Origin of the sequence: Sphingobium sp. TB-6, from assembly GCF_012927365.1 — a bacterium.
Taxonomy (GTDB): domain Bacteria; phylum Pseudomonadota; class Alphaproteobacteria; order Sphingomonadales; family Sphingomonadaceae; genus Sphingobium.
The window spans coordinates 398,377-424,642 of record NZ_JABBGL010000001.1 but is presented as its reverse complement, the minus strand read 5'-3'; the positions used below and the strand labels follow the sequence as shown (position 1 = coordinate 424,642).

Annotated in this window: 28 protein-coding genes; 16 read left to right on the top strand and 12 right to left on the bottom strand. The window is 63.7% G+C overall.

Going from position 1 to position 26,266, the window contains the following annotated elements; translation table 11 throughout:
- Positions 1–17: 17 nt before the first annotated feature.
- The 8 genes from HHL26_RS01865 to HHL26_RS01830 all read left to right on the top strand — a co-directional run bounded on the left by HHL26_RS01865 (position 18) and on the right by HHL26_RS01830 (position 6,667).
- Entirely contained in the window at positions 18–593 is a 576-nt protein-coding gene (locus tag HHL26_RS01865; RefSeq protein WP_066563033.1) for a 3-phenylpropionate/cinnamic acid dioxygenase subunit beta, read from the top strand.
- 14 nt (positions 594–607) lie between these two features.
- Positions 608–1,777 carry an FAD-dependent oxidoreductase gene (locus HHL26_RS01860; protein WP_066563038.1) on the top strand — a complete coding sequence of 390 codons (1,170 nt, stop codon included), beginning with the start codon at positions 608–610 and terminating at the stop codon, positions 1,775–1,777.
- The gene (locus tag HHL26_RS01855) at positions 1,774–2,586 is read left to right on the top strand and encodes an SDR family oxidoreductase (protein WP_066563040.1); all 813 of its coding nucleotides are present in this window, start codon (positions 1,774–1,776) and stop codon (positions 2,584–2,586) included. Before HHL26_RS01860 ends, HHL26_RS01855 begins: the two co-directional genes overlap by 4 nt.
- Positions 2,583–3,215 carry a TetR/AcrR family transcriptional regulator gene (locus HHL26_RS01850; RefSeq protein ID WP_066563041.1) on the top strand — a complete coding sequence of 211 codons (633 nt, stop codon included), beginning with the start codon at positions 2,583–2,585 and terminating at the stop codon, positions 3,213–3,215. The genes HHL26_RS01855 and HHL26_RS01850 overlap by 4 nt, the downstream gene beginning before the upstream one ends.
- A 4-nt stretch (positions 3,216–3,219) precedes the next feature.
- Positions 3,220–4,446: an acyl-CoA dehydrogenase family protein gene (locus HHL26_RS01845; RefSeq protein ID WP_206377303.1), complete on the top strand. Its 1,227-nt coding sequence runs from the start codon at positions 3,220–3,222 to the stop codon at positions 4,444–4,446.
- A 101-nt stretch (positions 4,447–4,547) separates the two neighbouring features.
- Positions 4,548–5,468, top strand: a complete 921-nt coding sequence (locus HHL26_RS01840) for a zinc-binding dehydrogenase (protein ID WP_066563045.1) — start codon at positions 4,548–4,550, stop codon at positions 5,466–5,468.
- Positions 5,469–5,472: 4 nt separating this feature from the next.
- Positions 5,473–6,057, top strand: a complete 585-nt coding sequence (locus HHL26_RS01835; RefSeq protein WP_066563047.1) for a gamma carbonic anhydrase family protein — start codon at positions 5,473–5,475, stop codon at positions 6,055–6,057.
- Positions 6,058–6,067: 10 nt separating this feature from the next.
- Positions 6,068–6,667 (top strand): malonic semialdehyde reductase, encoded by a 600-nt coding sequence (locus HHL26_RS01830; protein WP_066563049.1) that lies wholly within the window; start codon positions 6,068–6,070, stop codon positions 6,665–6,667.
- Between the two features lie 44 nt (positions 6,668–6,711).
- Here the strand turns inward: HHL26_RS01830 and HHL26_RS01825 are convergent, their stop codons facing one another.
- The 3 genes from HHL26_RS01825 to HHL26_RS01815 all read right to left on the bottom strand — a co-directional run bounded on the left by HHL26_RS01825 (position 6,712) and on the right by HHL26_RS01815 (position 9,925).
- The gene (locus tag HHL26_RS01825; protein ID WP_066563051.1) at positions 6,712–7,935 is read right to left on the bottom strand and encodes a cytochrome P450; all 1,224 of its coding nucleotides are present in this window, start codon (positions 7,933–7,935) and stop codon (positions 6,712–6,714) included.
- An 80-nt stretch (positions 7,936–8,015) separates the two neighbouring features.
- A complete protein-coding gene (locus tag HHL26_RS01820) occupies positions 8,016–9,179 on the bottom strand; it encodes an acyl-CoA dehydrogenase family protein (RefSeq protein WP_066563055.1) in 1,164 nt (387 codons plus the stop codon).
- A gap of 2 nt (positions 9,180–9,181) precedes the next feature.
- A complete protein-coding gene (locus HHL26_RS01815; RefSeq protein ID WP_066563056.1) occupies positions 9,182–9,925 on the bottom strand; it encodes a GntR family transcriptional regulator in 744 nt (247 codons plus the stop codon).
- Between the two features lie 175 nt (positions 9,926–10,100).
- Between HHL26_RS01815 and HHL26_RS01810 the strand changes: the two genes are divergently transcribed.
- The gene (locus HHL26_RS01810; protein ID WP_066563057.1) at positions 10,101–10,457 is read left to right on the top strand and encodes a hypothetical protein; all 357 of its coding nucleotides are present in this window, start codon (positions 10,101–10,103) and stop codon (positions 10,455–10,457) included.
- Positions 10,458–10,512: 55 nt separating this feature from the next.
- On the opposite strand, the gene HHL26_RS01805 is transcribed toward HHL26_RS01810, so the two are convergent.
- The 3 genes from HHL26_RS01805 to HHL26_RS01795 are packed head-to-tail and all read right to left on the bottom strand — an operon-like array spanning position 10,513 to position 12,858.
- Positions 10,513–11,220, bottom strand: a complete 708-nt coding sequence (locus tag HHL26_RS01805; protein ID WP_066563063.1) for a TetR/AcrR family transcriptional regulator — start codon at positions 11,218–11,220, stop codon at positions 10,513–10,515.
- Positions 11,221–11,227: 7 nt separating this feature from the next.
- On the bottom strand, positions 11,228–11,593 hold the full coding sequence (locus HHL26_RS01800; protein WP_066563922.1) for a hypothetical protein: 366 nt from the start codon (positions 11,591–11,593) through the stop codon (positions 11,228–11,230).
- A gap of 14 nt (positions 11,594–11,607) precedes the next feature.
- Positions 11,608–12,858: an acyl-CoA dehydrogenase family protein gene (locus HHL26_RS01795; protein ID WP_206377302.1), complete on the bottom strand. Its 1,251-nt coding sequence runs from the start codon at positions 12,856–12,858 to the stop codon at positions 11,608–11,610.
- Between the two features lie 226 nt (positions 12,859–13,084).
- Between HHL26_RS01795 and HHL26_RS01790 the strand changes: the two genes are divergently transcribed.
- The 5 genes from HHL26_RS01790 to HHL26_RS01770 all read left to right on the top strand — a co-directional run bounded on the left by HHL26_RS01790 (position 13,085) and on the right by HHL26_RS01770 (position 19,090).
- The gene (locus HHL26_RS01790; RefSeq protein WP_066563066.1) at positions 13,085–13,921 is read left to right on the top strand and encodes an SDR family NAD(P)-dependent oxidoreductase; all 837 of its coding nucleotides are present in this window, start codon (positions 13,085–13,087) and stop codon (positions 13,919–13,921) included.
- Positions 13,922–13,947: 26 nt separating this feature from the next.
- Positions 13,948–15,525, top strand: a complete 1,578-nt coding sequence (locus tag HHL26_RS01785) for an NAD(P)/FAD-dependent oxidoreductase (RefSeq protein WP_066563924.1) — start codon at positions 13,948–13,950, stop codon at positions 15,523–15,525.
- A gap of 12 nt (positions 15,526–15,537) precedes the next feature.
- Positions 15,538–16,632, top strand: a complete 1,095-nt coding sequence (locus tag HHL26_RS01780) for a phosphotransferase (protein ID WP_066563067.1) — start codon at positions 15,538–15,540, stop codon at positions 16,630–16,632.
- 16 nt (positions 16,633–16,648) lie between these two features.
- Complete coding sequence (locus HHL26_RS01775) at positions 16,649–17,791, top strand: epoxide hydrolase family protein (RefSeq protein WP_066563068.1); 1,143 nt, start codon at positions 16,649–16,651, stop codon at positions 17,789–17,791.
- 150 nt (positions 17,792–17,941) lie between these two features.
- Positions 17,942–19,090, top strand: a complete 1,149-nt coding sequence (locus tag HHL26_RS01770) for a phosphotransferase (protein ID WP_102999824.1) — start codon at positions 17,942–17,944, stop codon at positions 19,088–19,090.
- Between the two features lie 81 nt (positions 19,091–19,171).
- On the opposite strand, the gene HHL26_RS01765 is transcribed toward HHL26_RS01770, so the two are convergent.
- On the bottom strand, positions 19,172–20,386 hold the full coding sequence (locus tag HHL26_RS01765) for an aromatic ring-hydroxylating dioxygenase subunit alpha (RefSeq protein ID WP_066563070.1): 1,215 nt from the start codon (positions 20,384–20,386) through the stop codon (positions 19,172–19,174).
- Between the two features lie 143 nt (positions 20,387–20,529).
- On the opposite strand from HHL26_RS01765, the gene HHL26_RS01760 reads away from it, so the two are divergent.
- The gene (locus tag HHL26_RS01760; protein ID WP_066563072.1) at positions 20,530–21,624 is read left to right on the top strand and encodes a phosphotransferase; all 1,095 of its coding nucleotides are present in this window, start codon (positions 20,530–20,532) and stop codon (positions 21,622–21,624) included.
- 15 nt (positions 21,625–21,639) lie between these two features.
- Here HHL26_RS01760 and HHL26_RS01755 read toward each other — a convergent pair whose 3' ends face one another.
- The 3 genes from HHL26_RS01755 to HHL26_RS01745 are packed head-to-tail and all read right to left on the bottom strand — an operon-like array spanning position 21,640 to position 23,736.
- Entirely contained in the window at positions 21,640–22,467 is an 828-nt protein-coding gene (locus HHL26_RS01755) for an SDR family oxidoreductase (protein ID WP_066563074.1), read from the bottom strand.
- A gap of 59 nt (positions 22,468–22,526) precedes the next feature.
- Positions 22,527–22,907, bottom strand: coding sequence for a VOC family protein (locus tag HHL26_RS01750; protein ID WP_066563076.1), 381 nt, complete (start codon positions 22,905–22,907; stop codon positions 22,527–22,529).
- Positions 22,908–22,923: 16 nt separating this feature from the next.
- Positions 22,924–23,736 carry an SDR family NAD(P)-dependent oxidoreductase gene (locus tag HHL26_RS01745; protein ID WP_226869983.1) on the bottom strand — a complete coding sequence of 271 codons (813 nt, stop codon included), beginning with the start codon at positions 23,734–23,736 and terminating at the stop codon, positions 22,924–22,926.
- 159 nt (positions 23,737–23,895) lie between these two features.
- Between HHL26_RS01745 and HHL26_RS01740 the strand changes: the two genes are divergently transcribed.
- A complete protein-coding gene (locus HHL26_RS01740; protein WP_102999823.1) occupies positions 23,896–24,528 on the top strand; it encodes a glutathione S-transferase family protein in 633 nt (210 codons plus the stop codon).
- 4 nt (positions 24,529–24,532) lie between these two features.
- On the opposite strand, the gene HHL26_RS01735 is transcribed toward HHL26_RS01740, so the two are convergent.
- Positions 24,533–25,315, bottom strand: a complete 783-nt coding sequence (locus HHL26_RS01735) for a hypothetical protein (protein ID WP_066563090.1) — start codon at positions 25,313–25,315, stop codon at positions 24,533–24,535.
- Between the two features lie 34 nt (positions 25,316–25,349).
- Positions 25,350–26,192, bottom strand: a complete 843-nt coding sequence (locus tag HHL26_RS01730) for an SDR family NAD(P)-dependent oxidoreductase (RefSeq protein ID WP_066563091.1) — start codon at positions 26,190–26,192, stop codon at positions 25,350–25,352.
- Positions 26,193–26,266: the final 74 nt, after the last annotated feature.

Here is a 26,266-nt window from a genome sequence, read left to right as displayed (position 1 = left end):
GAGAGAGGACAGATATCATGGTGAACTACGCGACCGCCGCCATCGACAAGACCAGCGTCCTGCGCGGTCTTGTCTCCACCAAGCGAGTGCCGCTCGGGTCGGAAGTCTATAACCGCCTGCTCGAAACCCTCTATGACGAAGCCGCCGCGCTCGACGAACGCCGGTTCGACGACTGGGTGGCTTATCTGGAACAGGATTTGAGCTACACCGCTCCCCTCCGCCTCACCCGCAACGGTCCGAACAAGGACCGGGACGTGGTGCGCACGATGAAGCATTTCGACGAGAATTACGGCTCGATCCTGATGCGGACCGGCCGTCTGGCGAAGAGCGCCTGGGCCGAAGATCCGCCGTCGCGCACGCGCCGCTTCGTCACCAATGTCCGCATCGCCGAAAGCGAAACGGCCGGCGAATATGAGGTTGTGAGCTACCTCTATGTCGAGCGCAGCCGCATGGACAATCCGGAGAATGAGACGATCAGCGCCGAACGCCGCGACATCTGGCGGCTGGTCGACGGCGCGTACAAGCTGGCGAGCCGGGAAATCATCGTCGACCAGTCGACGCTCGGCATGTCCAACTTCGCCATCTTCCTCTGACCGGAGCGGCTTCGGTGACGGAAACCCCGCATATCGTGGTCGTCGGCAGCGGCCTTGCCGGCTATGGCGTCCTGCGTGAGCTTCGCAAGCTTGCGCCGGACGCCCGGCTGACGCTGGTCACGCAGGATGACGGGCATTTCTATTCCAAGCCCGCTTTGTCGACCGCGCTCGCCAAGGGCAAGGTTGCCGATACGCTGATCACCACGCCGGCGGAAAAGATGGTCGCGCAGCTGAAGCTCGATCTGCGGGCCGGCCGTATCGTCGAAGCGATCGACCGGCAGGACAAGGCCGTTCTGACCACCGGCGGGCCGATCTTCTACGACCGGCTGGTGCTGGCGATGGGCGCCGATCCGGTCCGGCCGCCGATCGACGGGGACGCCGCGCACCGCGCGCTCGCGGTCAACAATCTCGACAATTATCGCGACTTTCGGGAGGCCTTGCCAGATGGCGCCCGCGTGCTCGTCATGGGCGGGGGCCTTGTCGGCACCGAATTTGCCAACGACCTTTCCGCAAGCGGCTATCAGCCGGTGGTCGTCGACATGCTCGGCCATCCCCTGGCCCAGCTCGTGCCGCCGGGCGTCGGTCAGATGATCCGCGACGCGCTGTCCGAAAAGGGCGTGGAATGGCATCTAGGCCGCAAGGTTCTGGCCATCCATAAGGGCGAAAGCGGAATCAGGGCCGAACTGGACGACGGCTTGGTGATCGAGGCGGCGGCGGTTCTTTCCGCCGTCGGGCTGCGTCCGCATATCCAGCTCGCACAGGAGGCGGGGCTGGAGGTCGCGCGCGGCATCAAGGTCGATCAGACGGGCTGCACCAGCGATCCCGCCATCTATGCGATCGGCGATTGCGCCGAATATCCGCAGGGACTGGCGGCCTATGTGACCCCGATCATGGCCGCCGCCCGCGCCATCGCGCCCAGCGCGCTCGGCACGCCGACGGATATCCGCTTCCCGCCGCTGTCCGTACAGGTCAAGACCACCGCCTATCCCGTCGTCCTGCTGCCCGCGCCCATGGGCGTGGAAGGACAGTGGCAGGAAATCGCCAATGACGAGCGCGGCATCAAATATCATTATCACGACGCGGACGGGGCGATCCGCGGCTATGTTTTCACAAAAGACTATTGCCAGGAACGCATGGACATGGACCGTGCCCTGAGCGAGCAGATGACAGGAGCGGTAGCGTGACGGGATTGGTGAAGGACAAGGTCGCAATCGTCACCGGCGGCGCCAAGGGGCTGGGCTACGGCATTTCCCGCTGCCTTGCAGAGGCAGGCGCGCATCTGCTGATCACCGGCCGGGACGGGGCCGCCGCTGAAACCGTCGCGGCGGAAATCACGCAAAGCTTCGGCGTCCGCGCCGTCGGCATGTCGGCCGACATGGGCGTCAAGACCGAAGTGGAGGCGATGATCGATCGCGCCGTCAGCGAATTTGGCGGGCTGGACATATTGGTCAACAATGCGTCGCAGCTTTCGCCCAATGTGCTGCTGGAGCAGAAAACGGACGAGATGCTTCAGCGGACACTGGAGATCGGCACCTGGGGGAGCTGGTGGGCCATGCGCGCCGCCTTCCCGCATATGAAGGCGCGCGGCGGCGGCTCGATCATCAATTTCTATTCGATCGACGCCCAGACCGGCGCATGGCTTCACGCCGACTATAATATGAACAAGGGCGCGATTCTGGGGCTTACCCGGACCGCGGCGGTCGAATGGGGCCGGTTCAACATCCGCACCAACGCCATCGCGCCGACCGGCATGGGGCAGGTGTTTGCGGACCTAGCCGAAAACGTCCCCGGCTTTCTTGAGATGGCGACCGCCAGCAACCCGCTCAAGCGCGCGGGCGACCCGGAAAAGGATATCGGCCCGGTCGTCCTGTTCCTCGCGTCGGAAATGTCGCGCTTTGTGAATGGCGAGTTGATCAATGTGGATGGCGGTCAGCATCTGCCGGGCTATGTGAGCGTTCCGCACAATCTGGCAGAGATGGAAGCCCAGACATGAAACTGATGCCGCACGCCGACTGGAACGAAATCGTCGCCACCGATCAATCGGGCAGCGTCCAGAAGATCATGGACGGCACGTTGCGCGCGATCAACTCTATTGGCGCGCGCCGCCTGTCGATGAGCGACATCAGCGAGAGCAGCGGCGTCTCGCGCGGCACGCTCTACCGCTATTTCGCCTCCAAGGAGGAAGTGCTGGCGGCCTTCAGCGAATATATCTGCAGCAGCTTCGAAAAGGGCATTGTGGAATCGGGCGAAAGCATTGTTGAGCCGATCGAGCGCTTCCGCGCGGTGATGCGTTTTTACGGCCGCTTCACGATCGAACGCTCGCCCGAAGGCATTTTCGAGGTCGAACCGGCCTTCCATCTCAATTTCCTGCGCAGCCATTTCGGTCGCCATAAGGCCGCGGTCCAGCGTGCGCTGGATCCGGTACTCGACTATTTCGACATGCTCATCGACAGCCGGATCAACCGGGACGCGTTCTGCGACACGATGGTCCGCCTGCAACTGAGCACTCTCATCATTCCCGCCACTCCGGAGTGGCTGGCGATCTGGAACAGCGCGCCCGATCGGTTGTGCGAATGGGCATTGCAGATCGCCGGGCACCATAGCGAACATAAGAAAGGATGAACTGATGGCTACTGCCCCCAAGGTGGATAATGAAATCCAGTGCGGCTTTGCCGAAAAGGCTGTCGCTGACGCGATGGTGGAAAAAGCGCGCGGCTTTCGCGCCTTCCTGCAAAGCGAGGCGCCCGAGGGCGAGAAGCGGCGCAATCCTACCCCCGCCGTGGACAAGATGCTGAAGGAAGAAGGATTCCTGCGTATGCTCCTGCCGCAGCGGCTGGGCGGCATGGGCCTCTCCCCCACGGATTTCTGCCGGGTGCAGATGGAAATCGCCAAGGGCGATCCCGCTATCAGCTGGGTGATCCAGATCGTCAACGGAACGAGCTGGATCACCAGCCTCGCGCCCGATGGCGTGCAGGACGCGGTGTTCGGCGGCAGTCCGCAGTCGGTCTGCGGCGCCTACAACCCTCCCGGCAAGGCGCGCAAGGTCGACGGCGGCTGGATCATCAACGGCAAATGGCCCTATATGTCCGGTTCGCGGCAGTCGAACTGGGCGCAGCAGGGCGTGGTGCTGGAAGGATATGACGGTCCCGTCGTTCCCGGCATCAGCATGTGCTATCTGCCGATGGACAGCATGACCATCGAAGACACATGGTTCGTTTCCGGCATGCAGGGCACCGGGTCCGACACGGCGGTCGCCAAGGATGTTTTCATTCCCGACGCCCAGATGGTGCTCATGGATGAGCGCGCCGGACAGATCGACCGGACGAAGCGCCATTTCGGCGCCCCCTCCGATCTGCTGCCCGCCGTGCCCGTCGTCCGCACCACCGGCATCGCCCAGCTGATCGGCGCGGTTGAGGCCATGCTGGAAATCGTCACCGCCGAGGCCCCCAAGAAGCCGGTGCTGACGACCATCATCGGCCCGCGCACCAGTTCGGGCGCCTATATGCGCGATCTGGGCGAAGCGGCAGCGATGATCGATACCGCCAAGCTGATCCTGTTCGACCTGACCGCCAAGCTGGACCGCGTCGGTCTGGGCGAGGAATTCACCCTTGCGGAGAAGGCGAGGCAGCGTGCAGGCGGCGCGCAGATGATCGAACTGGTTCATGGCGCCAGCGAATCGCTGATGTTCCAGGCCGGGTCCTCTGGCTTTGCGCTGGACAAGCCGATCAACCGCTACTGGCGCGACATTTCGATGGCGCTGCGGCATATCCAGAATATCCCGACCATCGGCTATGAAATCTATGGCCGCAACCTGACCGGCGCCGATCCGATCTCGCCGCCGGGCGCCTATTGAGGTCGATAAGCCATCGAAAGGAGGGTTGCCCGGTCGAAAGAATGGGCAACCCTCCTTCCTCCGCGGCCCGGCCGCATCCATCACGACCATAGGGGAACGCCATGCGGACCGCCCTGATCGACAGCGATGGCGGCTTCGCGCTGGCCGATCATCCCGAGCCAGCCGCCCAGCCCGGCTGTCGCGTCATAGAGGTTGCGGCGGCCGGAATCGGCCCCACCGACCTCATGCGCGCGAAGGGCTTTTTCGGCCCCGTCAGCGCGCCCTATGTGCCGGGCGGCGAGGGTGTCGGGCGCCTGGATGACGGCAGGCGCGTCTATTTCGGCCATAGCAGAGCGCCCTTCGGTGCCATCGCGGAACGCACGCTCGTGGCCGAAGAGGAAATCTGGCCTGCCCCCGACGGCCTTTCGGACGACCAGTTGATCGCCCTCGCCATCTCCGGCACCGGCTCACTGATCCCGCTGGAAGAGGCGCGGATAGCCAGAGGCGAGTCCGTCCTCATTCTCGGCGCGACCGGCCCGGTCGGGCAGATCGGCGCGCAGGTCGCGCGGCTGCTGGGCGCGGGCCGCGTCGTGGCGGCGGCGCGCAGCCGCGAACGGCTGGAGGCCATGCAGGCCGCCGGTCATGCCGATGCGATCGCCCTATTGGGCGAAGGCGATGATGACGCAGCGCTGAAGGCGGTTTCGCAAGGCGGCTATGATGTCGTGCTCGACATCATCTACGGTCCGCCCGCCGAAGCGGCGATGCGCGCCACCCGGCCCGGCGCGCGCATGATGAGCATCGGCGTGCAGGCCGGGCCAACGGTCACGCTGTCCCTGCGCGATCTCGTCTTCCGCAGCCATATCGGCGTCGGCACCGGGCAACGGCCGGCCAGCGAGCGCCGCGCCGCCTATGACCGGCTGATCGACATGGCAATGACCCAGGGCCTGACCGTCGACACATGCCGCTATGCCTTTGCGGATGCGGCCGACGCGTGGGCGGCGCAGGCCGGCAGTCCCCATGGCAAGATCGTCATCACCCGCTGATCGCATGGGAAGCCCCGCTTATATCGACCCCACCGTCCGCATCTTCGGCGATGTGCGGCTGGGCGACGATTGCAGCCTCTGGCCCTATGCCGTCGTCCGTTCCGAACGAGCGCATGTATCGATCGGGCGCTGCGCCAGCGTGCAGGACCATGCGATGGTCCATATCGGATGGGATGATCCCACGATCATCGGCGACTATTGCACTATCGGTCATGGCGCAGTGGTCCATGGCTGCATCATCGAACCCGCCTGCCTGATCGGCATAGGCGCGACCATCATGGAACGGTGCGTCATAGGGCGCGGCTCGATCATTGCCGGACACAGCTTCCTGCCGCCCGACAGCGTGATCCCGCCGCATTCGCTCGTCATGGGTACGCCCGGCCGCGTGGTGCGCCGCATCGACAAGCTGCGCGCGAACATCGTCGACGCGCTGCTCTATCGGGACAATGGGCGCGCCTATGCCACAGGCGGCCATCGCATCTGGGAAAATGCCGACATGGCGAAGCTGGGTGAAGAGGCCGACGCAATCCTTGCGCAGGACGCTGCGGGCTGGAATGACCGGGGCATCGCCCAATCCAACGCAAAATAAGAGAGCGATCATGCCCGACACGCCCGTCTTGACCGAAGATGCCATGCTGGACCTGCTGTTCCGCGACGCCCGCACCCATAATCAATGGAGCGACCGGCCCGTCACCGCTGAGACTGTCCGAACCCTTTACGACCTTGCCAAATGGGGACCGACGACCGCGAACAGCAACCCCGGCCGCTTCGTCTTCCTGCGCTCCGCCGCCGCCAAGGCTCGCCTGAAACCCCATCTGAGCGCGGGCAATGTCGACAAGGTGATGCAGGCGCCCTGCACCGTGATTATCGCGGGCGACACCCGATTTTACGAATTTTACGGCAAGCTTTTCCCGTCGCGTGACATGCGCAGCACGTTCGAGGGCAAGGACGCGCTGATCGCGGACACGGTGGCGCGTTCCTCGACGCTTCAGGGCGCTTATCTCATCATGGCGGCACGGGCGCTCGGGCTCGATTGCGGCCCGATGTCGGGCTTCGATCAGGCGGGCACCGACGCGGAATTTTTCCCGGACGGCCGGTGGAAAAGCAATTTCCTGTGCAATATCGGCTATGGCGATCCGGCAGGACTCTATTCCCGCAACCCCCGGCTTGATTTCGAAGAGGCCTGCCTCGACCTATGATGCGGGGTGAGGCGTCCGCCACAAGGCGAACGCCCTCCCATTTTTCAGCTTGCGGGCGTCCACACCAGCGGCAGTGCGACCGGCTGGATCATCCCCAGATGGCATTCCACCTGATGGCCGGGTGCGATGCGGAAGTCGGGAATGCGCGAGAGAAATTCCTCCATCGCGATCCGCAGCTCGCGCCGCGCCAGATGCATGCCCACACAGGTATGGATGCCGAAACCGAAACCGACATGACGCGGCCGCCGGTCGAGCCGGACCTCGGCAGGCGCGTCGAACTCGGCCGGATCGCGGCCGGCGAGCGTGGTGGACATCGCCACCTTGTCGCCGGGCATGAAGCGGATGCCCGCCACTTCCGTCTCCTTCTTGCATGTTCTGAAGGTGGTGACCGCACCATAGGCCCGCATCAGCTCGTCTATGGCGTGCGGGATTTCCGACGGATTGGAGCGCAGATAGGCCTGATCCTCCGCATGGCTGCCCAGATGCCGGAATTGCAGGCCCATATTGGTCGAAACCGTATCCAGCCCGCCAATGAACAGATTGAACATGAAGCCCAGCAGTTCATCGTCGGTCAGCGCCCGGCCATCGATCCGCCCCTGCACACCGAAGGTGATGAGGTCATTGCGTGGGTTGGCTCGCCTGTCCTCTATCTCCCCACCCAGATAGGCAAGCACGCTGCGCGTCGCCTCGGCAATCTTGGACAGGTCGTGATTGTGGAGCAGGTTCATTTCCCACTCCATGAACTCGCTCACCCGGTCGTGCGGCAGGCCCATCAGTTCCATGAACACCTTGATCGGAAATTCAAAGGCGAATTCGCTCATGAATTCGCACTGGCCGCGTAGGGCGAAGGCGTCGATATATTCCACCGCATAGTGCCGGATCTTGTCTTCCAGCGCCGCCATCGCCTTGGGCGTGAAGGCAGGATTGACCATCTGGCGAAAGGGGCCATGGGCGGGCGGATCGAGCTCCGCTGGGGAATTGATCCAGTTGCCCCCCACCAGCTTGGAGAAAGGCGAAAAGTCGGTCGAGGAAAAATGATCGGTGTCGAGATAAATTTCGCGCAGATGCGCCATGCGCCGCGGCACCCAGGCGCCGGTTCCGCCGGGATAGGCGTGGGCGGCATAGATGATGTCAGGCCCCTCATGCACCTGCATCGCCAGATCGTCGAACGGGTCCTTTGCCGTCGTCATGCCGAAGATGAAGGGAAAATCCTTGCTCACCAGCTCGGGCGGCACATGATCGGGAATCGGCTGCTCCGGAAACATCATCGCACTTACTCTCCTTATATTTTTTGCCGGGAATTTCGGGTGGACATTGGGACACCGTCCACCCGCCAGGCACCTGTCTTTCAGAAGGATCGCGGCAGGCCGAGGCTCTCCGCAATGCCATTGCGCACCATTTCGTTGGTGATGGGGCCAATGCGCCACAGGCGGCTGTCGCGCCAGTAGCGCTGCATGTCGGTTTCCGCCGAATAGCCCATGCCGCCCAATATCTGGATGCCCATATCGGCTGCGGCATTGGCGTTTTCGGACGCCATGAGCTTGAGCATATTGGCCTCGACGCCGACATTCTCGCCCCGGCTCTGCTTGTCGGCGCAGTAATGCAGCATCAGTTCGGTCGTCTTCTGCATGGTCGCGATGTCGGCGATATAATGTTGCAAGCTCTGGAACCGGCCGATGATCCCGCCAAAGGCCTTGCGCTGCTTCATATAGTCGAGCGCGTCTTCCAGCACGCCGTCGATGACGCCCAGGCAGAAGGCGCCTACCATGATGCGCTCATTGTTGAGCGTGGGCAGCAGCATGTACCAGGCCTTGTCCGCTTCACCCAGAACATGCTCGTCCGCGACGAACGCATCCTCGAAATGAACGGAGCAGCTGCCCATCGATCGCATGCCAAGCTTGGCCAGCGGCGTGATCTTCACGCCCTGCGTATTTGTCGGCACCCAGAAGAGGGTCAGGCCCTGATGCTTCTTCTCGACGGTCCTGTCGCTGCGCGCAATCACCAGCAGATAGTCGGCGACATGCGCGGAGGAAGACCAGATCTTCTCGCCATTGAGCTTCCACCCGCCATCGACCCGATCCGCGGTGGTGGCCATCGCGCCCAGCAGGTCCGTGCCGCCGCCCGGCTCGGTAAAGGCGATTGCGGCCTTCAACTGGCCTGTCGCGATCAGTGGCAGATATTTCGCTTTCTGTTCGGCCGACCCATAAAGCCCGATGGATTTGGACCCGGCGAAGCTGGTGATGCCCCATATCCACGCCAGCCCGCCCAGCGACCGGGCCAGTTCCCGCGCCAGTAGCATCTGCATGACGACGTCGCCGCCCTGCCCGCCATAGTCTTCCGATATGCCGACGCCGTGGAAACCCGCTTCGGTGAACTTGTCCCAAAGGGCGAAGGGATAGTGATGCTCGTCCTTCTCCAGTGCGCGCGCCCAGTCCTTGGGCACTTCCTTGTCCACCCAGCGGCGCACCATGTCGCGGAAGGAACGATATTCTTCGGGCAGTTCGAAATCCATTGTCAGTCCTTTTGGTGTTGATCTTGATCGTCGCCCGGCACGGCTTCGCTATCACATAGGGCGATCAGACGCGCCGCCATCCGGTCGAGGCAGGCCAGCACGCCGTCCCGATCACCCTCCAGGAACGCCTGCAATATTGCCTCATGGTGGCGCAGACCGCTTTCGCTCAGAGTTGCAATGCCGTGCAGGAAAATGAAGCGGGCGATCAGCCCGCGCCGGTCCAGCGTCGAGCGCAACAGTTCGCGGCTCTCCGAGGCCTTGATGAAAATGGTATGGAAATCGAGGCTGGCCATGACCGCGGCCATATATTCGCCGCTCTCCACTGCCGCCCGATAGCGCGCGATCGCCCGCTCCAGTGCTACGATCTCCGCCGCGCCGATACGGGGCATGCCCCAGCCATAACCCAGCCGCCACAGTTCGGCCTGCACGCGGATCAGGTCCCGGGTCACGTCAGGGTCGATCGGTGTCGCCCGCTTCAGCCGGTGCGTTTCGACCTCGACCAGCCCCTCCGAGGCCAGCGTGCCCAGCGCCTCCCGAATGGGTGTCGCGCTCACATTCAGATCCTGCGCCAGCGCCGTTTCCCGCAGCAGAGCGCCGGGCGGAATGGCGCCGGACACGATCCTTGACCGCAGCACGGCCGCCACGGCCTGACGCCGCGTCGCCGGGGACTGTAACGGCTCGGCCGAATCGCGCCAATCCGGGGTCAAACCCCAATAGGGTTCGGAATATATGTCCTGCGATTCCATATTCTATAGAATGGAGCAGCGCAGAGCGGTCCGTTCCTCTCCAAGGATAGGGTGTCGTTGGGCCGGGCGCCTGTAGAGCGGCATGATGAAATGTCCCAGATGCAAAACGCCGCAGGAAGGTTATGGAGGGTGGTGCCGCGCATGCGGCCATGCCGGCGGTAACATTCGTCGCGCGATGCTGTGGACGCTGCTGCCCACAGCAATGATCGCGGTCATATTGCTCGTCCGGATCGGCTATGCCGAAATGACGCGGCAGGGCAGCAGCCGCAACATCTACAGCAACGCCATCGAAACCCAGAGTGCGACCGGCCGGAGCGCGGCCTTCGCCAAGCTCATGCATGATGCGGGACAGACATGCACGCGCACGTCCAAGGCTCTGTTCAGGGGCGATATCGGTCCCAATGCCGCCTGGGCGCTGCGGTGCGAGGATAGCGGCGACTGGCTGATCCTGATCGCTTCCAACGGCGCGACGCGCGTGGCCAGTTGCGGTCCGCTGGACAAGGCCGGGACGCCTTGCTGGACCCGGCTCTAGGGCATCGGCCACTCCTGGAGCCAATTCCTCTCCGATTGCATTCGGGGTCCGTCGGTCAGCCCAGCCCCTCCCCACTTCGCCACCAGCCAAGGCCGGGCGCGGCCTGTATCATCACATCCCATGCCCGCACGCTTGCCGCTTCGATGGCGGCAGGGTCCGCCCGAAGCCCGGCGAAGGTGCGTTCAATCATCTCGTCAATATAGGCGCGTGGCTCGACCGATCGGAGCATCAGGCGCCGCCGCGCCTCGATCGTCATGCCGACGATCAGATCCACCGCCACGTCGAGCGACCGGAACGTCATCTGCCCGCCATTCCGCGCGGCATCCAGCGCGTCGCGCACCAGCAGGTCGAACATGCTCGCCCGCGCGAAATAATCGACATAGTCGACGCGGCAGGTAAAACCGCCCCAGCGCGGATCATGCCATCCCCGCGCCATCGCCATGGCCGCGCCGCCGACCGCCCGGACCAGCGGGTCCGTCACATCGTCGAACAGCCTGCGGAAATCGGCGATCAGGTCCGCCGTCATCCGCTCGCCCAGTTCATTCACCGCAGCGTCAAGGGAGTCGAAATATTTGTAGAAACTGCCGCGCGACACGTCCGCGGCGCGGATCACGTCGTCGATCACCAGACTGCCGCTGCCCTGCCCCGGCTGATACAGGTCGAGCACGGCGTCCAGCAACCGCTCACGCATCCGTGCACGCCTGATTGCCGCCGCCGCCGTGCGCGGATCGACAGTGGGGGAAGCAGGCACGGCGTTGGTCATCGCCTCCCTATTGCATCGGGTGGAAATAGCGCGCAAGCAGGCTGCCATCCTCGCCGAATATATAATGTTCGATGCTGTGCACGCTGACAGGATGCCCGTTATAGTCGCCTTCATTGCGGACATAGATGACCGCTTCGTTGCCGCTCACCTTCACATCCTCGACGATCAGCTTCCATCCGACATATTGCCCGCACAGCGCCTCCAGCTTGTCCCAGCCTTCCTGCACCGGGCCGGTGGCCGGGTCCTGCACCTTGAAGCCGCCCGGCGCGATCGCGCGGAACGCCGCAATGAAATCGTCAATACGGCCCTCGCTGAACAGGTCGGCCTGCGTCTTCAGGAATGTCGCCATCTCCTGCGCGGTCGGTTGTGCCATGATATGTCCTCCTGTCATTTCGGTTCCGCCCAGACCGGGGCCGGCGTGATGTCGGGCAGCAGGGCGATATTGGACGGAAGGCCCGTGATCGCCCGGCCGTAAAGCTCCAGCGAAAGCTGACCGTTCAGTGCATTGTGGCGGGTGCCGACGCTCAGGTCGCGCCACATCCGCTGCAAGGGGCTGGAAAGGGCGAAGGCGCCCGGCCCGGCGACATCCATCAGCCGGTTGCCCGCCGCGCGCAGCAATTCCATCGCATAGCCGCAATCGGCCTGGAGCTGCGCCTTGTCAAAGCCCGTGAGCACGCGGCGTTGCGCGGTTTCGTCCAGCATCCCGGCGGCCCGGCGCACATGCAGCCAGGCCGAATCGATCTCCATCGCCGCGCGGCCGGTCATGCCGACCAACGCCTCCGAACCGCTCTGCCCGGCATAGGTCCAGCCCACCACCTGCCGCTTGGGCATCGCCTGCACCACACCTTCGAGCAGCGCCGTCGCCGCGCCCAGCATCGGCGCGAGCACGCCGAGGGGAAATAGCGGCTCCATTGGCCAGCGGTCGCGCGGCTCCAGCCCCTCCATCGCCAGGATCGCCTCGGCGGGCGGCCTGCGCGACGACCAGAGGATCAGTTCCTCCGGCACGAACAAATCCTGCGCGACAATCATGTTGCTGCCGGAGCCGGCCATGCCCGCGACATGCCAGTTGTCCTCGATCGAACAGGCCGCATCGCGCAGGTCCAGAAACGCCAGAGCCTGTTCGGCGCCCCGATCCGTATCGATCATGACGCCGTTCAGCGCCCAGTCGGCATGCAGGCATCCCGATCCATAGCCCCACCGCCCCGAAACGCGATAGCCGCCCGGCACCGCGACCGCTTTGCCAGAAGGCGCGGAGGCGCTGCAAAACAGTTCCTCGCCGGTTCGGAACAGCCGCCCAGTCATGGTCGGCGGCAGTGCGAGCGCGGTCCCGGTGATCCCCGACAAAAGACCATAGGCCCAGGCGGTGCCGACGCAGCCTTTGGCCAGTTCGACCACGGTCTCGATATGGGTGGTCAGCCTGTGTCCGGGGCCGCCCGCGCGCTGGGGCGCCGTGATATGGAACAGGCCGGACGCGCGCAACGCCGCCATCACCGGCGGAACGATCCGCCGCTCGCGTTCGCAGGCGGCGGCATGGTCCTCCAGCAAGGACCGCAGCGATGCGGCGATGCCCACGGGATCAGCGACGAAGGCCACAGGCCGCTTGTCCGCCATGCGCTTTTCCACTGCTTCAGATCGCATCCGAATCACCTCCTCTCATTAGCATTTTCATTTAATGACGTTTTTGTCATTATACGACAAGCACCCCTCCGACATTCTTTTGCCATGTGCCTCCCCATGGGCCGTTTCATTCCGATTTGATGCGGCCCTGCCTCCCGATAGGCTGTCGCGGGGCGCTCCTCTTCTAGGGTCCGCGCAATCGCCGACAGCGCCGATAAGGCCGGCACCAAGAGAGGACTTGCACGCGATGCGTAAAATCGACCTTCCGCCCTTCGACCGCGCCGCTTTCGCCGAAAAATACGGTCCCTGGGCCGTCATCGCCGGCGCTTCCGAAGGGACCGGCGCCTGCTATGCGGAACAGCTCGCCGCCATGGGCATCCATCTGGTACTCGTCTCACGCCGGCAGGAGGCGCTCGATGCGCTGGGCCAACGGCTGGCGGCCGAACATGGCATCGAATATCGGGCCATCACCGCCGACCTCACCGAACAGGGCATGGGCAGCCGACTGGTCGAGGCGACCGCCGATCTCGACATCGGCCTCTATATTTCCAATGCCGGCGCCGACGGCGCGGGCAACAGCTTCCTGGGCGCACCGGTCGATCGCTCGTTGCGGCTGCTGACGATGAACGCCGCCAATGTGCTGGAGGCGGTCCATGGTTTTGGCAATCGCTTCCTGAAGCGCGGCAAGGGCGGCCTCGTCGTCATGTCATCCGGCGCGGGCCTTGGCGGGCAGCCCTGGCTTGTCATGTATTCCGCAACCAAGGCTTTCGAACTCAATTTCGTCGAATCGCTCTGGGCGGAACTGGACGGGCAGAATGTCGACATCGTCGGCATGGCCGCGCCGATCATGGACACGCCGACCCTGCGCCGCGCCACCGAGGGGCTGGGGATGGATTATTCCATTGCCTATGATCCCGCCGAGGTCTGCGCTCTTGCCCTCGCCAGCCTCGGCAAGGAACCGCTGGTGATCGTGCCCGATGGTCCGGATGAGGGGAAAATCCCGCAGATCCAGGCCGATCGCAAGACCCGCCTCGTTGCGCTGGCCGAATGGGGCAAGGCCTATACCGCCGCCGCGAAGGGCTGACCGGGCACGAAGAAGGGGAACAGGAAATGACGGATCAGGTCGACGTCGTCGTCATCGGCGCAGGGCATAATGGCATGGCCGCCGCCGGATATCTGGCGAAGGCAGGCAAGAAGGTCGTCGTGGTCGAGCGCCTGGCCAAGGTCGGCGGCATGACCAGTTCGGGCTATATGATTCCCGAAGCTCCGGAGCATATGGTGACGCCCTGCGCCGTCGAACTGCTGTTCGCGCGCAAATCCGGCATCATTGAGGACTTCGACCTGCACAAATACGGCCTGCGCACTGTCGATCCCGATCCGACCTACGCCTATCTCCATCCCGACGGCAGCTCCATCGCGCTTTTCTACGACTATCATCGCACGGCCGAGGATATTACGCGCATCAACCGCAATGACGGCAAGGCCTATCTGGAGTTCATGAAGACACTGAACGTCATGATGGACATTGGCTTTCCGCTCATGATGGCCGAGCCGGGGCGGCCGGACGTCAGAAATCTCTCCAAGATGATCGGCAGCGCGGTCCGCAATGTCCGGTTGAAGGACGAGCTGATCGCCATGTCGAAGGCGACGGCCGACCAGATCGCGTGCGAGCGGTTCGAGCATCCGGCAACGATCGCCCTGCTGCTCGGCATCGCGGCAGGGGCTGGCCCCGTCGACGATGACGGCAATGCCGCCGCCTATATGATCTTCGCCGTCACCCATAAATATGGCACCGGCAAGCCGATCGGGAGCCTGCAATCCTTCTCCGACGCGCTCGCGCGCAGCATCGAGGCTTCGGGCGCGACGATCGAACTCAATGCGCCCGTCGCCGAGATCATCGTCGATGACGGCGCGGCAAAGGGCGTGCGGCTGGAGGACGGTCGGGTCATCCGCGCCAAAATGGTGATCGCGACCTGCGATCCCCGCACGGCCATGCGCCTCACGACGCCCGGCGGCGTGCCGCGTGCGCTGACACAGCGGATCGAACATGCCCCGGCGAACCGGTCGAACGCCGCGCCCTTCCTCGCCAACATCGCCATGTCGGGTCCGCTCAGCCTCAAGAAGCATCAGGACCTGCGCCATGATGACGCCGATCTCAACAAGGCGGTCGGCCTGATCGGCACACCGGAGGAAGTGCGCCAATCCTTCGCCATGGCGCGGCGCGGCGACATTCCCGACCGGCATGCCATGTCGCTCAGCCCGCTGTCCAATTCCGATCCGACGCAGGCGCCTCCCGGCGGCTCGCTCGCCTATGTCTACCTGCCGGGCGTGGCCGTGGATGCGCGGGAAGGCTGGTCGCCCACGCTCAAGGACAGGACCATGGCCTCTGTCATCAGCCATCTGGGTGAATTTTACGACGGTCTGGACACGGAGGTCGGCCGCTTCGTCGAGACCGCGCGGGAACGCGAAACGCGCCTCAACGTCACCAATGGCTGCGTGACCCATATCGACTTCGGCGCGCTGCGCTCGGGCGTCCATCGCCCTGCCACCGGCTTTGGCGGCCCCAAGCCGCCTTTCCCCGGCTTCCTGATCGGTGGCGCGGGCGCGCATCCGGGCGGCGGCGTATCGGGCATTGCCGGGCGGATCGCAGCCAACCGGGCGCTGCGCGAACTCAAGAAAATCAGATAAGGAACTTCCCGCATGTCGAGCATGCCCAATCCGGTCGGCATTCCCGCCCATCTGGACGATGTGACAGCGCAATGGCTGACGCAGATCATGCAGCCGCGCTATCCCGGCATCGTGGTCGAGGGGATGGAGGAGGTGTTCCTCCGCAACAGCCACACCACCAAATATCAGGTGAGACTGACCCTCAACGATGTCGGCAAGGCGGCGGGCATTCCCGAAAATGTCTGCCTCAAGGCCAATTGGGCGCAGTTCGACAGTCAGGGCATCTGCCGCCTCGAAGCCCGTTTCTATGAGGATTTTCGCCGCCACGTCGCCTTCCCCGCCCCGCGATCCTATTTCGAGGCATGGGACCCGCGCCCCGACAGCGGTCAGGGACTGGTCGTGATGGAGGATCTGTCCATTGAGGGCGGCCATTTCGGCATCAGCACCGACCATATGGGCGTGGAGGAAGCGGCGCACGCGGTCGCCAGCCTCGCCCGCATTCATGGCGCCTTCTGGGACAGCCCCGTCCTTCACGCGGCTGACTGGCTGCCCGTCTCCATGGCGACGCCGGTGGACACGCAGCAACTGACCATGATGTACGGCTTTGCCGAGCAGAACCATGCCAAGCCTGACTATCAGGCCTTCCTGCCGGGCTGGATCAAGGGCGATCTCTCCCGCCTGCATCACGTCTACAACGCCCTGATCGATTTCGCGCGGACCAAGGAACAGGGGCCATGGTGCCTCGTCCATGGCGACAGCCATCAGGGCAACAGCTATGTCCGCCCCGATGGCGAGCGCGTTTGGCTCGACTGGCAGCTCGTCCGCAAGGGACGGCCGATCCGCGACTTCACCTATTTCGTGCTGGGCGCCCTCACGATCGAGGAACGGCGCGCCCATGACCGGGAATTGCTGCGCCACTATCGCCGCTGCCTGGTCGAAACGGGGGCGCTCGGCGTGCCGGACGACGACACGCTGTGGGAATATTATCGCCGCTGGCCGCCCTATGCGATGCAGGCGTGGATCGCGAACATGGACGAATGGGGCCAGAAGGGCACGCATATCGTCGAGCGCATCTTCGTGGCGGGCGAGGATCTGGGCACCGTCGCGGCGCTCGGCATCCAGTTTTGACGAGGGGGGTGATCGGATGACCGCCGCCATCACCGCCTTCCGCGCCAATGTTCCACAGGAGGCTCTGGACGATCTGCGCCAAAGATTACGCCGCACCCGCTGGCCCGAGACGCAGACGGTCAGCGACTGGAGCCAGGGGGTGCCACTCGCGGCGCTGCGCGATCTGTGCGCCTATTGGGCGGAGGGCTATGACTGGCGGCGGTGCGAAAGGACGCTCAATGCCCTGCCCCAGTTCACCACCCCGATAGACGGTCTTTCGATCCATTTCATCCATGTGCGCAGCCCCCGGCCGGATGCGCTGCCGCTGATCCTGACCCATGGCTGGCCGGGATCGGTGCTGGAGTTTCTGAAGGTGATCGGACCACTGACCGATCCCGCCGCCCATGGCGCGCCGGATGCCCCGGCCTTCCATGTCGTCATACCCTCCCTGCCCGGCTACGGCTTTTCGGATAAACCAATGGCCACCGGCTGGGGCGTCGAGACAATCGCGGATGGCTGGATTCAGCTCATGCGCCGGCTGGGCTATGACCGCTTCGTCGCGCAGGGCGGCGACTGGGGCGCGGCGGTCACGACCGCCATCGCCATGGCGGCGCCGCCGGGATGCATCGGCGTCCATCTCAACATGCCGCTCGTCTTTCCGGTGGAAAGCGACTTTGCCGATCTGACCCCCGCCGAGGCCAAAACGGTCGAGCGGATGCAATATTATCAGGATCATGATTCCGGCTACGCCAAATTGCAGGGCACCCGCCCGCAGACGATCGGCTATGGCCTTGCCGATTCACCCGTCGCGCAGGCCGCCTGGATCTACGAGAAGTTCCAGGCGTGGACCGACAATCAGGGTGTGCCGGAGGATGCCCTGACGCAGGACGAAATGCTGGACGTGATCAGCCTCTACTGGTTCACCAACAGCGGCGCCTCATCGGCGCGGCTTTATTGGGAAAGCGCCAGTGCGTTTCAGGCCCGAAAACTGGACCTTCCGGTGGGCGTGAGCATCTTTGCGCAGGAAATCTTCCGTCCATCGCGTCGCTGGGCGGAACGCAGCTACCCGCGTCTGATTCACTGGAACGAACTGGATGCCGGCGGCCATTTCGCGGCCTTCGAGCAGCCGGCGCTTTTCGTCGAAGAATTGCGGACCTGTTTCGGCGCGATGCAAGGCTGACGCCCCCACGCAACGGCGGCTCCAATCGACCTACCGCCCGGCAGGCTCGATTTCCGTTCGGGCGACCAAAATCGCCTCTGCACCAGGATCATGCCGGATGACTGCATCGATGCAGAGCTGCGGCACGGTCCCCAAGAGAGAGGACATTGCATGAGCGAGCCTGCCGTCGCCCCCGTTGCCGTCATCGACCGGCATCTTGTCCCCCGTCCCTATCCCGCCCGCGCCGCCGCCCTGCCCCGCGGCCGGTTCACGCCGGACGCCGCGTGGCTGGGATCGTTGCTGGCCAACAAATATCCGGGAGTCGTCGCGCAATCGATGGAGGTCGTGCAACTGTTCGACAGCCACACCACGAAATTGCGCGTTGCCGTGGACTGGAACGAGGCCGGGCAGGCCGCCGGATTGCCGCGCAATCTGTGCATCAAGTCGAACTGGTCGGGCATGTTCGATGATGTCGACATCCATGCGCTTGAAGCGCGCTTCTATCATTTCCTGACGGACAAACTCACCGCCAACACGGCCAGCTGCTATTATGCCGACTGGGATGACGACGGGTCGGCGCAGGGCGTCATCGTGCTGGAGGATCTCACCGATCGGGGCGGGAAGTTCGGCCATTCGACCCAGCATGCCGGTGTCGAAGGGGTCGCGACCGCGCTGGCGGATCTAGCAAAACTGCATGCGGGTCTGTGGGACAGCCCATTGATCACCCCTCAAGCGGCGCCCTGGCTGCCGACATCCATGGCGGTTCCGGTCGATTATAATCAGGTTCGCATCATGTGGCACTGGATCGGCGAGAATCTGAAAGACCCCAATTTCCGCGCCATCGCGCCCAGACATTATCTGGACGACGCACGCCGGGTCGAGCGCGCCTATGACCGGCTGGTGGAATTCGAACGCGCCTTCGATGCCCCCTATTGCATCATCCTGGGCGACTGCCATCAGGGCAACACCTATATCCTGCCCAATGGCGAGCGCATGTGGGTCGACTGGCAATTGGGCCGGCGCGGGCGGCCATGGCGCGACCTCACCTATTTCACCGTCGGATCGCTGACGATCGAGGAGCGCCGCCAAAATCATCGCGACCTGATCGCCCATTATCGCGACTGCCTGATCAGGGAAGGCGCGACCAACGTCATCGATCTCGACACCATCTGGAATGAACAGGTACCGCGCTGGGTGATGTACGGTATTCAGGCCTGGGTGGCGAACATGGACCATTGGGGCCAGAACGGCCTGCCGATGAACGAGCGGTTCTTCGCCGCGGGCGAGGATCTGGGCAGCTGGAAACTGCTGGGCGAATGACGGTCATGGCCCCCTGCCGCGCACGGGCCGCGGCTGGGGGCCATCGATTCTAACGCCGCCGCCCCGCCTCGACCGGCGCGATCATGCGCTGCGCGGCGCCATGAAGGACGCGATGCGCGGCTGGACACGCAAGTCGGCGGGCACCCGGTCCGGCCCGATGCGCCGATCGATTTCTTCCTCGAACCAGTAAAGCGCGCGCTCCTGATAGCCCGCCCAGATTGACGGGATCGTCCCGTTCCTCAGCGATTGCTGGATATTTTCGAACAGGCACAGATCTTCGGACAGGATATGTTCGGTCGCCTCGCGCATGCCCTGCCAATAAAGCCTGTCATCCTCACTCTCGGTTGCCCACCCCATCTGACGCACTTCCATGATCGACCGATCGGAACCCACCGGCCAGAAGCATTGCAGGTTGAACCCCACCGGATCGAGCGAGAAAAACGTGTTGGGGAAGGTCGGCAGCGCAACCGTATTTTCCAGAAAAACCGGCGCGATGTCGTCCGGTTTGATCGGCGGGGTCTTGAACAGCGACTCCCCGCCCTTTTTGCGCGTGCCGAACCGCATATGACCGCCTTCATAGAGGGCAATCACGAAACTGCGGGAATCCAGATGCGGTGCCAGTGTTTTAGGATGAACCGTATTGACGTGATAGATCTCAAGGAAATTATGATAGGCGATTTTCCAGTTGCACGCCATTTCGATGAAGAAATGATCCTTCACCACCATTCGATCCAGCGGATATCCTTCGGTCAGCGCGACGAATTCACCCAGAAACTCCTGTAACGGTTCCGCGTCATCATCGAAATTGATGAAGATGAAACCGCGATAGGTGTCGCATCGCACTTCGATCAGGCCGTTCTCCGCCTTGTTGAGACAGGCGAAATCATGCTGGCTTGGCACCGATTTGAGTGTTCCTTCCAGATCGTAACCCCAGGCATGATAGGGGCAGATAAAGCGCATGGCCCGCCCCTGCGGTTCGAGCAGAAGCGGCGACCCCCGGTGACGGCAGGCATTATGGAACGCCCGTATCCGGCCATCCTTGCCGTGCGAGAGAATGACCGAGCGGTCCAGATGCTGGAACAGACGATAGGAACCCGGCTCCGGCAGGTCGGACGCAATGCCGGCCAGCAGCCAGGTCCGATTCCAAAGCCCGTCTTTTTCCAGCGCCTCGAAACGCGGGTCGGTGTACCGGCCGGCGGGAATCGGGGGAAGGGCCGGAAAATCGCTGGGATGCTCGGATCGCTTCAACTGCTCGTCCATCGTCCGGTTGAGCAGTTCCAACGCAGCTTCACGCATAGCTCTCTCCTGTACCAAAAGCCCGCAGGCTCCGTTTCGGTCAGACTGGCCACGTCGTCGATCAAGGAACCTGCAATTGGATAGGGTCGCTGTTGTCACGCCCTCGGCAAGCTGAACCGCCCTCTGTTCCGATGAGTATCCTTATGGCCTTGAAACATCCCACATCCACGGACGGGATCACCGTCGATTATATCAACCAGCTGCTGGCCACGACCGTAGCGGGCGCAACCGCCGTCGGCCTGCGCATCATCGATGCCAAGACCTATGGCGAGCAGATGGTGTCGACCGCCGGGCGCGTGTCGATCGAGGTCGATTATACCGATGACACACCCCCTGACCTGCCCAACCGCCTGGTGCTCAAGCTGACCCGGGCGGTCGATGAGATCATGGCGCCCTTCTACGCCAATGAAGTGGCCTTCTACCGGGGAATCCGGCCGGAACTCGCGATGGAAGCGCCGCGCTGTTTCGGTGGCGACTTCAATCCGTCCACCACGCATTTCGGCCTGTTGCTCGAAGAGCTGAGCGTGCGGGGCGCGACCTTCCCGAATACGACCGTGCGGACCGGGCCGGATGATGTGCGCTCCCTGCTGGATCAACTGGCCCGGCTGCACGCCCGCTTCTGGGAGTCGCCCCGCTTCAGCGCGGATCTGGCCTGGGTCGAAACGCATGTCGAAGGCGCGGTCGCAACGATGATGAATGAACTGGCGCCCGCCTATATCGCGCATGAGGTCGAGACCGAAAATTTCAAACGGGAGATGGTGCAGCGGCTGCGCACGACGCCGGACCGGCTGCTTGCCGGCGTGCAGGCGGTCCAGCGGCATCAATCGACCCTGCCCCAGACGCTGCTGCATGGCGACACTCATCTCGGCAACAGCTACCGCCTGCCCGACGGAACAGCGGGCCTGCTCGACTGGCAGCTCATGGTGCGCGGTTACGCGATGCACGACGTCAACTATATCGTGACCACCGGCCTTTCCATCGCGGACCGGCGGGCGCATGAGCGCGATCTTCTGGGCTATTATCTGGACCGCCTGGGACAGGAAGGCGTGGCGCGCCCTCCCGCCTTCGACAGTGCCTGGGAAGAATATCGGCGGACCCTGATATGGGGCGTCTATATCGGCTGGCTGACGACGCCCGTCGTCAATTATGGCTGGGAGATCAACGTCATGAATCATCTGCGGCTGACCACCGCCTATGAAGATCTCGAAACCGCGAAGCTTGTCGACGCGCTGCTATGACGGCGCGCTGGTCGGCTACAACTGATTGCTCCCCGATGCCTCGAACAGGCGTTGGAAATCGACCATTGTGGGCTGATGCGCGGTAAAGCCGCCGTCCACCGGGATCATCGCGCCGTTGATGAAGCGGGACTCGTCCGAGGCCAGAAAGGCAACGACATGGGCGATATCGCGAGGGCTGCCGAGGTCGGGATTGAGATGATGGTCGCGCAGTACGTCCTTGACCGCCTGCGGTGTGGTTTCGACGGCCGTATCACTGAGGACGAAGCCGATGGCGATCACATTGGACCGGATTCCCTGCTTGCCATATTGGGTCGCGAGAAAGCGGCTGAGATTAATAAGCGCCGCCTTGGACGCGCCATAGGCCGTCAGCGTCATTTCACCCAGCAGGCCGAAACCGGATGCGGAATGGATGAGCGAACCACCGCCCCCCGCGATCATGGCCGGCAGCGCATGTTTGCACAGCAGCATAGGCCCCCGCGCATTGACGGCAAAGGCCTTGTCCCAGGCGCCGGTGTCGAGATGGACGACATCGCGGTCGAGGGCGCGCTGCTCGATCGTCTGATAGGCGGCGTTATTGTGGATGATGTCGATCCGCCCGTGCCGGCCAGCGATCCGCGCGACCGCAGCGCAGACGCTGTCCTCATCGGTCAGGTCGAACGTCTCCGCCTCGGCACGAAGACCCTTGCCGCGCAGCGAATCCGCCGCCGCCTCCACCCGATCTGCCAATATGTCCGCCAGAATCACGGTCGCGCCGCGCTCCGACAGCACTGTCGCCACCTCCCGTCCGATGCCCTGCGCCGCGCCCGTCACGATCGCCACGCGCCCCTCCAATGATCCCACCATTCCATATCCTCCTGTTTCCCTGATGAGCGCCGGGCGCCCGACTATCGATAGCTGTGCGCCTATGGCGGGTCGAAGCAGTAGGCGCAGATCTTGTTGTCATCGGGGTCCAGCAGATAGGCGCCATAGGCATGGGGCACCGCTCCGCGCGGACCGGGCGGCCCGGCATCCTTGCCGCCCGCGGCCAGACCCGCGCGATGAAAATGATCGACCGCGCGGCGATCCGGCGCCTTCAATCCCAAAGTCGCACCGTTGGCGCATGTCGCCCGACCGTGGAGCGGGCGCAGGATAAGCAATTCGGGCACCCGTCTCCCATAGCCGATGCCCTGATCCAGAAACGGGCCAAGATTGACGATCCCCAACGGCGCAAGCACCGCATCGTAGAAACGGGCGGACCGTCCCAGATCGTTGCTGCCAAGGCAGACATGCGTGAATATGCCCATCCCGCCCTCTTTCCGGTCAGTGCGCCCGGTTCATGCTTTCCAGCATATCTGCGACATAGGGCGTGTGGTTAACGATACCGCCGTCTACCCCGATCACCTGCCCGGTGATGAAGGCCGCGCCATCCGATGCCAGGAACAGCACCGCGCCGGCAATATCCTCCGGCACGCTCTCGCGCGGCAGAAGGACATGCCGCTGGACCATGGCGATCTGATCGGCGGTCATCATCTCCCGGGCAAGGGGGGAGAGCACGAGGCCCGGCGCGACCGCATTGACCCGGATATTGAACCGGCCGAACTGCACGGCGGCATTGCGGGTCAGGGCGTTCACAGCCGCCTTGGACGCGGAATAGGAAGGATTGTTGATGTCGCCGGTCAATGCCACACCCGTCGAAGTGTTGATGATGGAACCGCCGCCGCCTGAAATCATGTGCGGAGCGACCGCCTTGATCATCAGCATCGTGCCCCTGGCATTGATGTGGAAGGCGCGATCCCAGGTCGCGGCATCGAGATCGAGAAGCGAGCCATCTGCCGCCATCTGCTCCAGCCGCGTATCGGCGGCATTGTTGTGAAGGATGTCGATGCGCTGGTGCTGCCGCATCACATCTTCGACCAGCGCCGTGATACTGTCCTCTTGCGCAAGATCGAGGAACATCCCCGTCGCCTGTCCGCCCGAAGCCTGGATAGATCGGGCGACGACCTCTGCCCGCTCGACCGCGATATCCGCCAGGATAACTGCCGCGCCGGCCTTTGCCAGGGCTCGTGCGCAGGCTTCCCCGATATTGGCGCCCGATCCGGTGACGATAGCGACGCGTCCCGATAAATCCGTCATGGGCATCTTCTCTCCTGTCTCTCATGGATGCGGGACCGCTGGGCTTCCGCCGCAGCGGGACGCTGCCACGGCGGACGCTCCGCGATACCTAGATAAAGATAGGTTTGGCGGAATTGATAAGCGGCGCATCTATGGCGCCCCTCAAGCGGAGAGCCCTTCATGAGCATCACCATCTTTCAACTTAACAGGTCCCGCTCCGAACGCGCGGTTTGGCTGATGGAGGAAGTGGAGTTGCCCTATGACATCCGCTTCTATGCGCGGCTGGAAACGCTCGCGGCGGAGCCCGCCTATAAGGCATTGCATCCGCTGGGTTCTTCACCCGTGATCGAGGCCGATGGGCGTCGGATCGCCGAGAGCGGGGCGGTCATGGAATATCTCGCCACGACGCAAGGGAAGGGCACGCTCCGCGCCAATCCCGGCGATCCGGACTATGCTGATTATCTTTTCTGGTTCCATTTCGCCGAATCATCCCTGATGCCGGCGCTGGTGACCGAGATCATGGCCGAACGCGCAGGCATCGCGCAGGATCACCCCTCCCGTGTCGCGGGACGGACCCATGCGGCGCGCCTGCTGACACTTGTCGACGACCGGCTTTCGCATAAACCATATATGGCGGGCGACCGGTTCACGGCAGCCGACATCATGATGACTTTTCCTTTCACTACCACGCGGCTGTTCATGTCCGTCGACGTGGAGGGACATCCGAACATCGCCGCCTATGTCGAGCGGATGGCGGCGCGCCCGGCCTATCGCCGGATGCGCACCATCGTCGATCGCCCCCCGACCGCCTGACGGATCAGCTCATCGCCAGCTTTTCCGTGCCGCCGGTGCGTACCCGGTCGCCCATTTGCGCCCGGGCGCGTTCTTCTTCCGCCAGGCCGACGGCGGTCGGATGCTGGACATCGTCCTTGGTGAGACGGGGTGTCGCACGGTCCCACCGCGTGATGCGTATCCCCTCGGGCCGGAGCAGGCCGCTGTTCGCCAGCAGGGCGTCCGCGCCTCTCCATGCTTGATGGGCAGCGTCCGGATCGTTGATCCTGTAGATCGCGACATAGCGATAGTCGGGCGTCATCGGGATCATCTGGCCAAAGGTGCGAAAGGTCAGGAAAGCGGCCGATTTGACGCCGGGTCGGGCGGCCGCCTCGCGAAAATAGCTTTCCGCATAGAAACGTCTGAAACGGTCATCGCTGCCCGCAAGCGGGTTGAATTCCTCCAGGATGACGCCGCCGCAATGCGCGACCTCCGGATCATTGTCCTGAAAGAGCAACGGATAATAATGAAAGTCATAGAGCAGGCTGTCATCAATGGCGTCCGACACCTGCATCCGCGATGTCAGCGCATTGTCCAGATGCTCACGACTGAAGCGAACCGGGTCGAATACGTCGTAGAAGGCGAGATACTGCCAGTCAAAGCCTTCGGGCGGACAGGGCTGCTCCACGGCGAGCCGGAAGCGCTGCGCCGTCACCGACCCCCGGAAACGCAGCGCGTCGCGAATATGGATGTTGCTGTACCAATCCTCCATATCGGCCTCCCGGCCCGGAACGGCTTTGGTCAGCACGACCAGCACGGCATCGATCATCGCTTTTGCCTTTCCTCTCCTGATTTCTGTCCTCTCAACCTTGCCGGACGGACGGCATGAAAGGCGTCGGCGCGCCCATCGTCGCCCGATAGGATAGGGGCTGCTTCCCGTCCGTATCCCGGATGCCGTAGCGCTCCCCCAGTTCCGCGCCGATCAGCGCCTGGCCCGACAGGGAGGCAAGGTCCGGGTCTTGCGCGAGCCGGTCGAGGACAAGGCCGGAAAATTCCGGCGTTTCCCAATGGGGCATGGCGGCGCGCAGGTCTTCGGGCATCATTTCGGGCGGCATGGCCTTCACCGCATCGGTGAGAATGAAGCCCGGCCAGAAGGAGACGGCGGAAACGCCATGCGGCGCAAGATCGACCGCCATGTCGGCCGTCATCTTGTCCGTCCCCGCCTTTGCCGCGCCATAGGCCGGCCCGTGAAAATAGGACACCGCGCCATAGAAGGAAATGCTGGCGATCAGGCCCTTGCCGGCCGCCACCATCATCGGCGCGGCATGATAGGCCGCGACATAGCTGGAGCGCAGGCCGATGGTGATCATGTCCGCCAGCCTGAGCGGCTTTTCCCAGAAACCGCCCGGCGCGACCAGTTCGGGTCCGTAAACCGCGGCGGCATTGTTGACGAGCAGGTCCAGCCTGCCATCCGTCCACTCGGCCAGTTGCGCGAACGCCCTTTCCACGGCGCGATCGTCATGGTGATCGCATGCCAGCGCGATGCCCTTGCCGCCCGCCCTTTCAATCTCCTTCACGACCTCGGCAAGCTGCGCCCGGTCGCGCCCGGTGACCGCCACCACATGGCCCCGCGAGGCCAGGCCCCGCGCCATGCCGCGCCCCAGCCCGCGCGTCGCGCCCGTCACCAGCACTATCTTTTCGCTCATATCCTGCTCCTGTCCTCAATATTGGCATCGCCATGAAGGACAGGGGCGTGACCTGTCCGACGGCAAGGGCGCGA

What these genes read in the sequence shown, in the direction of transcription:
- HHL26_RS01865 (WP_066563033.1), top strand. Translation starts at nt 18, where the DNA reads ATGGTGAACTACGCGACCGCCGCCATCGACAAGACCAGCGTCCTGCGC.
- HHL26_RS01850 (WP_066563041.1), top strand. Translation starts at nt 2,583, where the DNA reads ATGAAACTGATGCCGCACGCCGACTGGAACGAAATCGTCGCCACCGAT.
- HHL26_RS01845 (WP_206377303.1), top strand. Translation starts at nt 3,220, where the DNA reads ATGGCTACTGCCCCCAAGGTGGATAATGAAATCCAGTGCGGCTTTGCC.
- HHL26_RS01840 (WP_066563045.1), top strand. Translation starts at nt 4,548, where the DNA reads ATGCGGACCGCCCTGATCGACAGCGATGGCGGCTTCGCGCTGGCCGAT.
- HHL26_RS01835 (WP_066563047.1), top strand. Translation starts at nt 5,473, where the DNA reads ATGGGAAGCCCCGCTTATATCGACCCCACCGTCCGCATCTTCGGCGAT.
- HHL26_RS01830 (WP_066563049.1), top strand. Translation starts at nt 6,068, where the DNA reads ATGCCCGACACGCCCGTCTTGACCGAAGATGCCATGCTGGACCTGCTG.
- HHL26_RS01825 (WP_066563051.1), bottom strand. Translation starts at nt 7,935, where the DNA reads ATGATGTTTCCGGAGCAGCCGATTCCCGATCATGTGCCGCCCGAGCTG.
- HHL26_RS01820 (WP_066563055.1), bottom strand. Translation starts at nt 9,179, where the DNA reads ATGGATTTCGAACTGCCCGAAGAATATCGTTCCTTCCGCGACATGGTG.
- HHL26_RS01815 (WP_066563056.1), bottom strand. Translation starts at nt 9,925, where the DNA reads ATGGAATCGCAGGACATATATTCCGAACCCTATTGGGGTTTGACCCCG.
- HHL26_RS01810 (WP_066563057.1), top strand. Translation starts at nt 10,101, where the DNA reads ATGCTGTGGACGCTGCTGCCCACAGCAATGATCGCGGTCATATTGCTC.
- HHL26_RS01805 (WP_066563063.1), bottom strand. Translation starts at nt 11,220, where the DNA reads ATGACCAACGCCGTGCCTGCTTCCCCCACTGTCGATCCGCGCACGGCG.
- HHL26_RS01800 (WP_066563922.1), bottom strand. Translation starts at nt 11,593, where the DNA reads ATGGCACAACCGACCGCGCAGGAGATGGCGACATTCCTGAAGACGCAG.
- HHL26_RS01795 (WP_206377302.1), bottom strand. Translation starts at nt 12,858, where the DNA reads ATGCGATCTGAAGCAGTGGAAAAGCGCATGGCGGACAAGCGGCCTGTG.
- HHL26_RS01790 (WP_066563066.1), top strand. Translation starts at nt 13,085, where the DNA reads ATGCGTAAAATCGACCTTCCGCCCTTCGACCGCGCCGCTTTCGCCGAA.
- HHL26_RS01785 (WP_066563924.1), top strand. Translation starts at nt 13,948, where the DNA reads ATGACGGATCAGGTCGACGTCGTCGTCATCGGCGCAGGGCATAATGGC.
- HHL26_RS01780 (WP_066563067.1), top strand. Translation starts at nt 15,538, where the DNA reads ATGTCGAGCATGCCCAATCCGGTCGGCATTCCCGCCCATCTGGACGAT.
- HHL26_RS01775 (WP_066563068.1), top strand. Translation starts at nt 16,649, where the DNA reads ATGACCGCCGCCATCACCGCCTTCCGCGCCAATGTTCCACAGGAGGCT.
- HHL26_RS01770 (WP_102999824.1), top strand. Translation starts at nt 17,942, where the DNA reads ATGAGCGAGCCTGCCGTCGCCCCCGTTGCCGTCATCGACCGGCATCTT.
- HHL26_RS01765 (WP_066563070.1), bottom strand. Translation starts at nt 20,386, where the DNA reads ATGCGTGAAGCTGCGTTGGAACTGCTCAACCGGACGATGGACGAGCAG.
- HHL26_RS01760 (WP_066563072.1), top strand. Translation starts at nt 20,530, where the DNA reads ATGGCCTTGAAACATCCCACATCCACGGACGGGATCACCGTCGATTAT.
- HHL26_RS01755 (WP_066563074.1), bottom strand. Translation starts at nt 22,467, where the DNA reads ATGGTGGGATCATTGGAGGGGCGCGTGGCGATCGTGACGGGCGCGGCG.
- HHL26_RS01750 (WP_066563076.1), bottom strand. Translation starts at nt 22,907, where the DNA reads ATGGGCATATTCACGCATGTCTGCCTTGGCAGCAACGATCTGGGACGG.
- HHL26_RS01745 (WP_226869983.1), bottom strand. Translation starts at nt 23,736, where the DNA reads ATGACGGATTTATCGGGACGCGTCGCTATCGTCACCGGATCGGGCGCC.
- HHL26_RS01740 (WP_102999823.1), top strand. Translation starts at nt 23,896, where the DNA reads ATGAGCATCACCATCTTTCAACTTAACAGGTCCCGCTCCGAACGCGCG.
- HHL26_RS01735 (WP_066563090.1), bottom strand. Translation starts at nt 25,315, where the DNA reads ATGATCGATGCCGTGCTGGTCGTGCTGACCAAAGCCGTTCCGGGCCGG.
- HHL26_RS01730 (WP_066563091.1), bottom strand. Translation starts at nt 26,192, where the DNA reads ATGAGCGAAAAGATAGTGCTGGTGACGGGCGCGACGCGCGGGCTGGGG.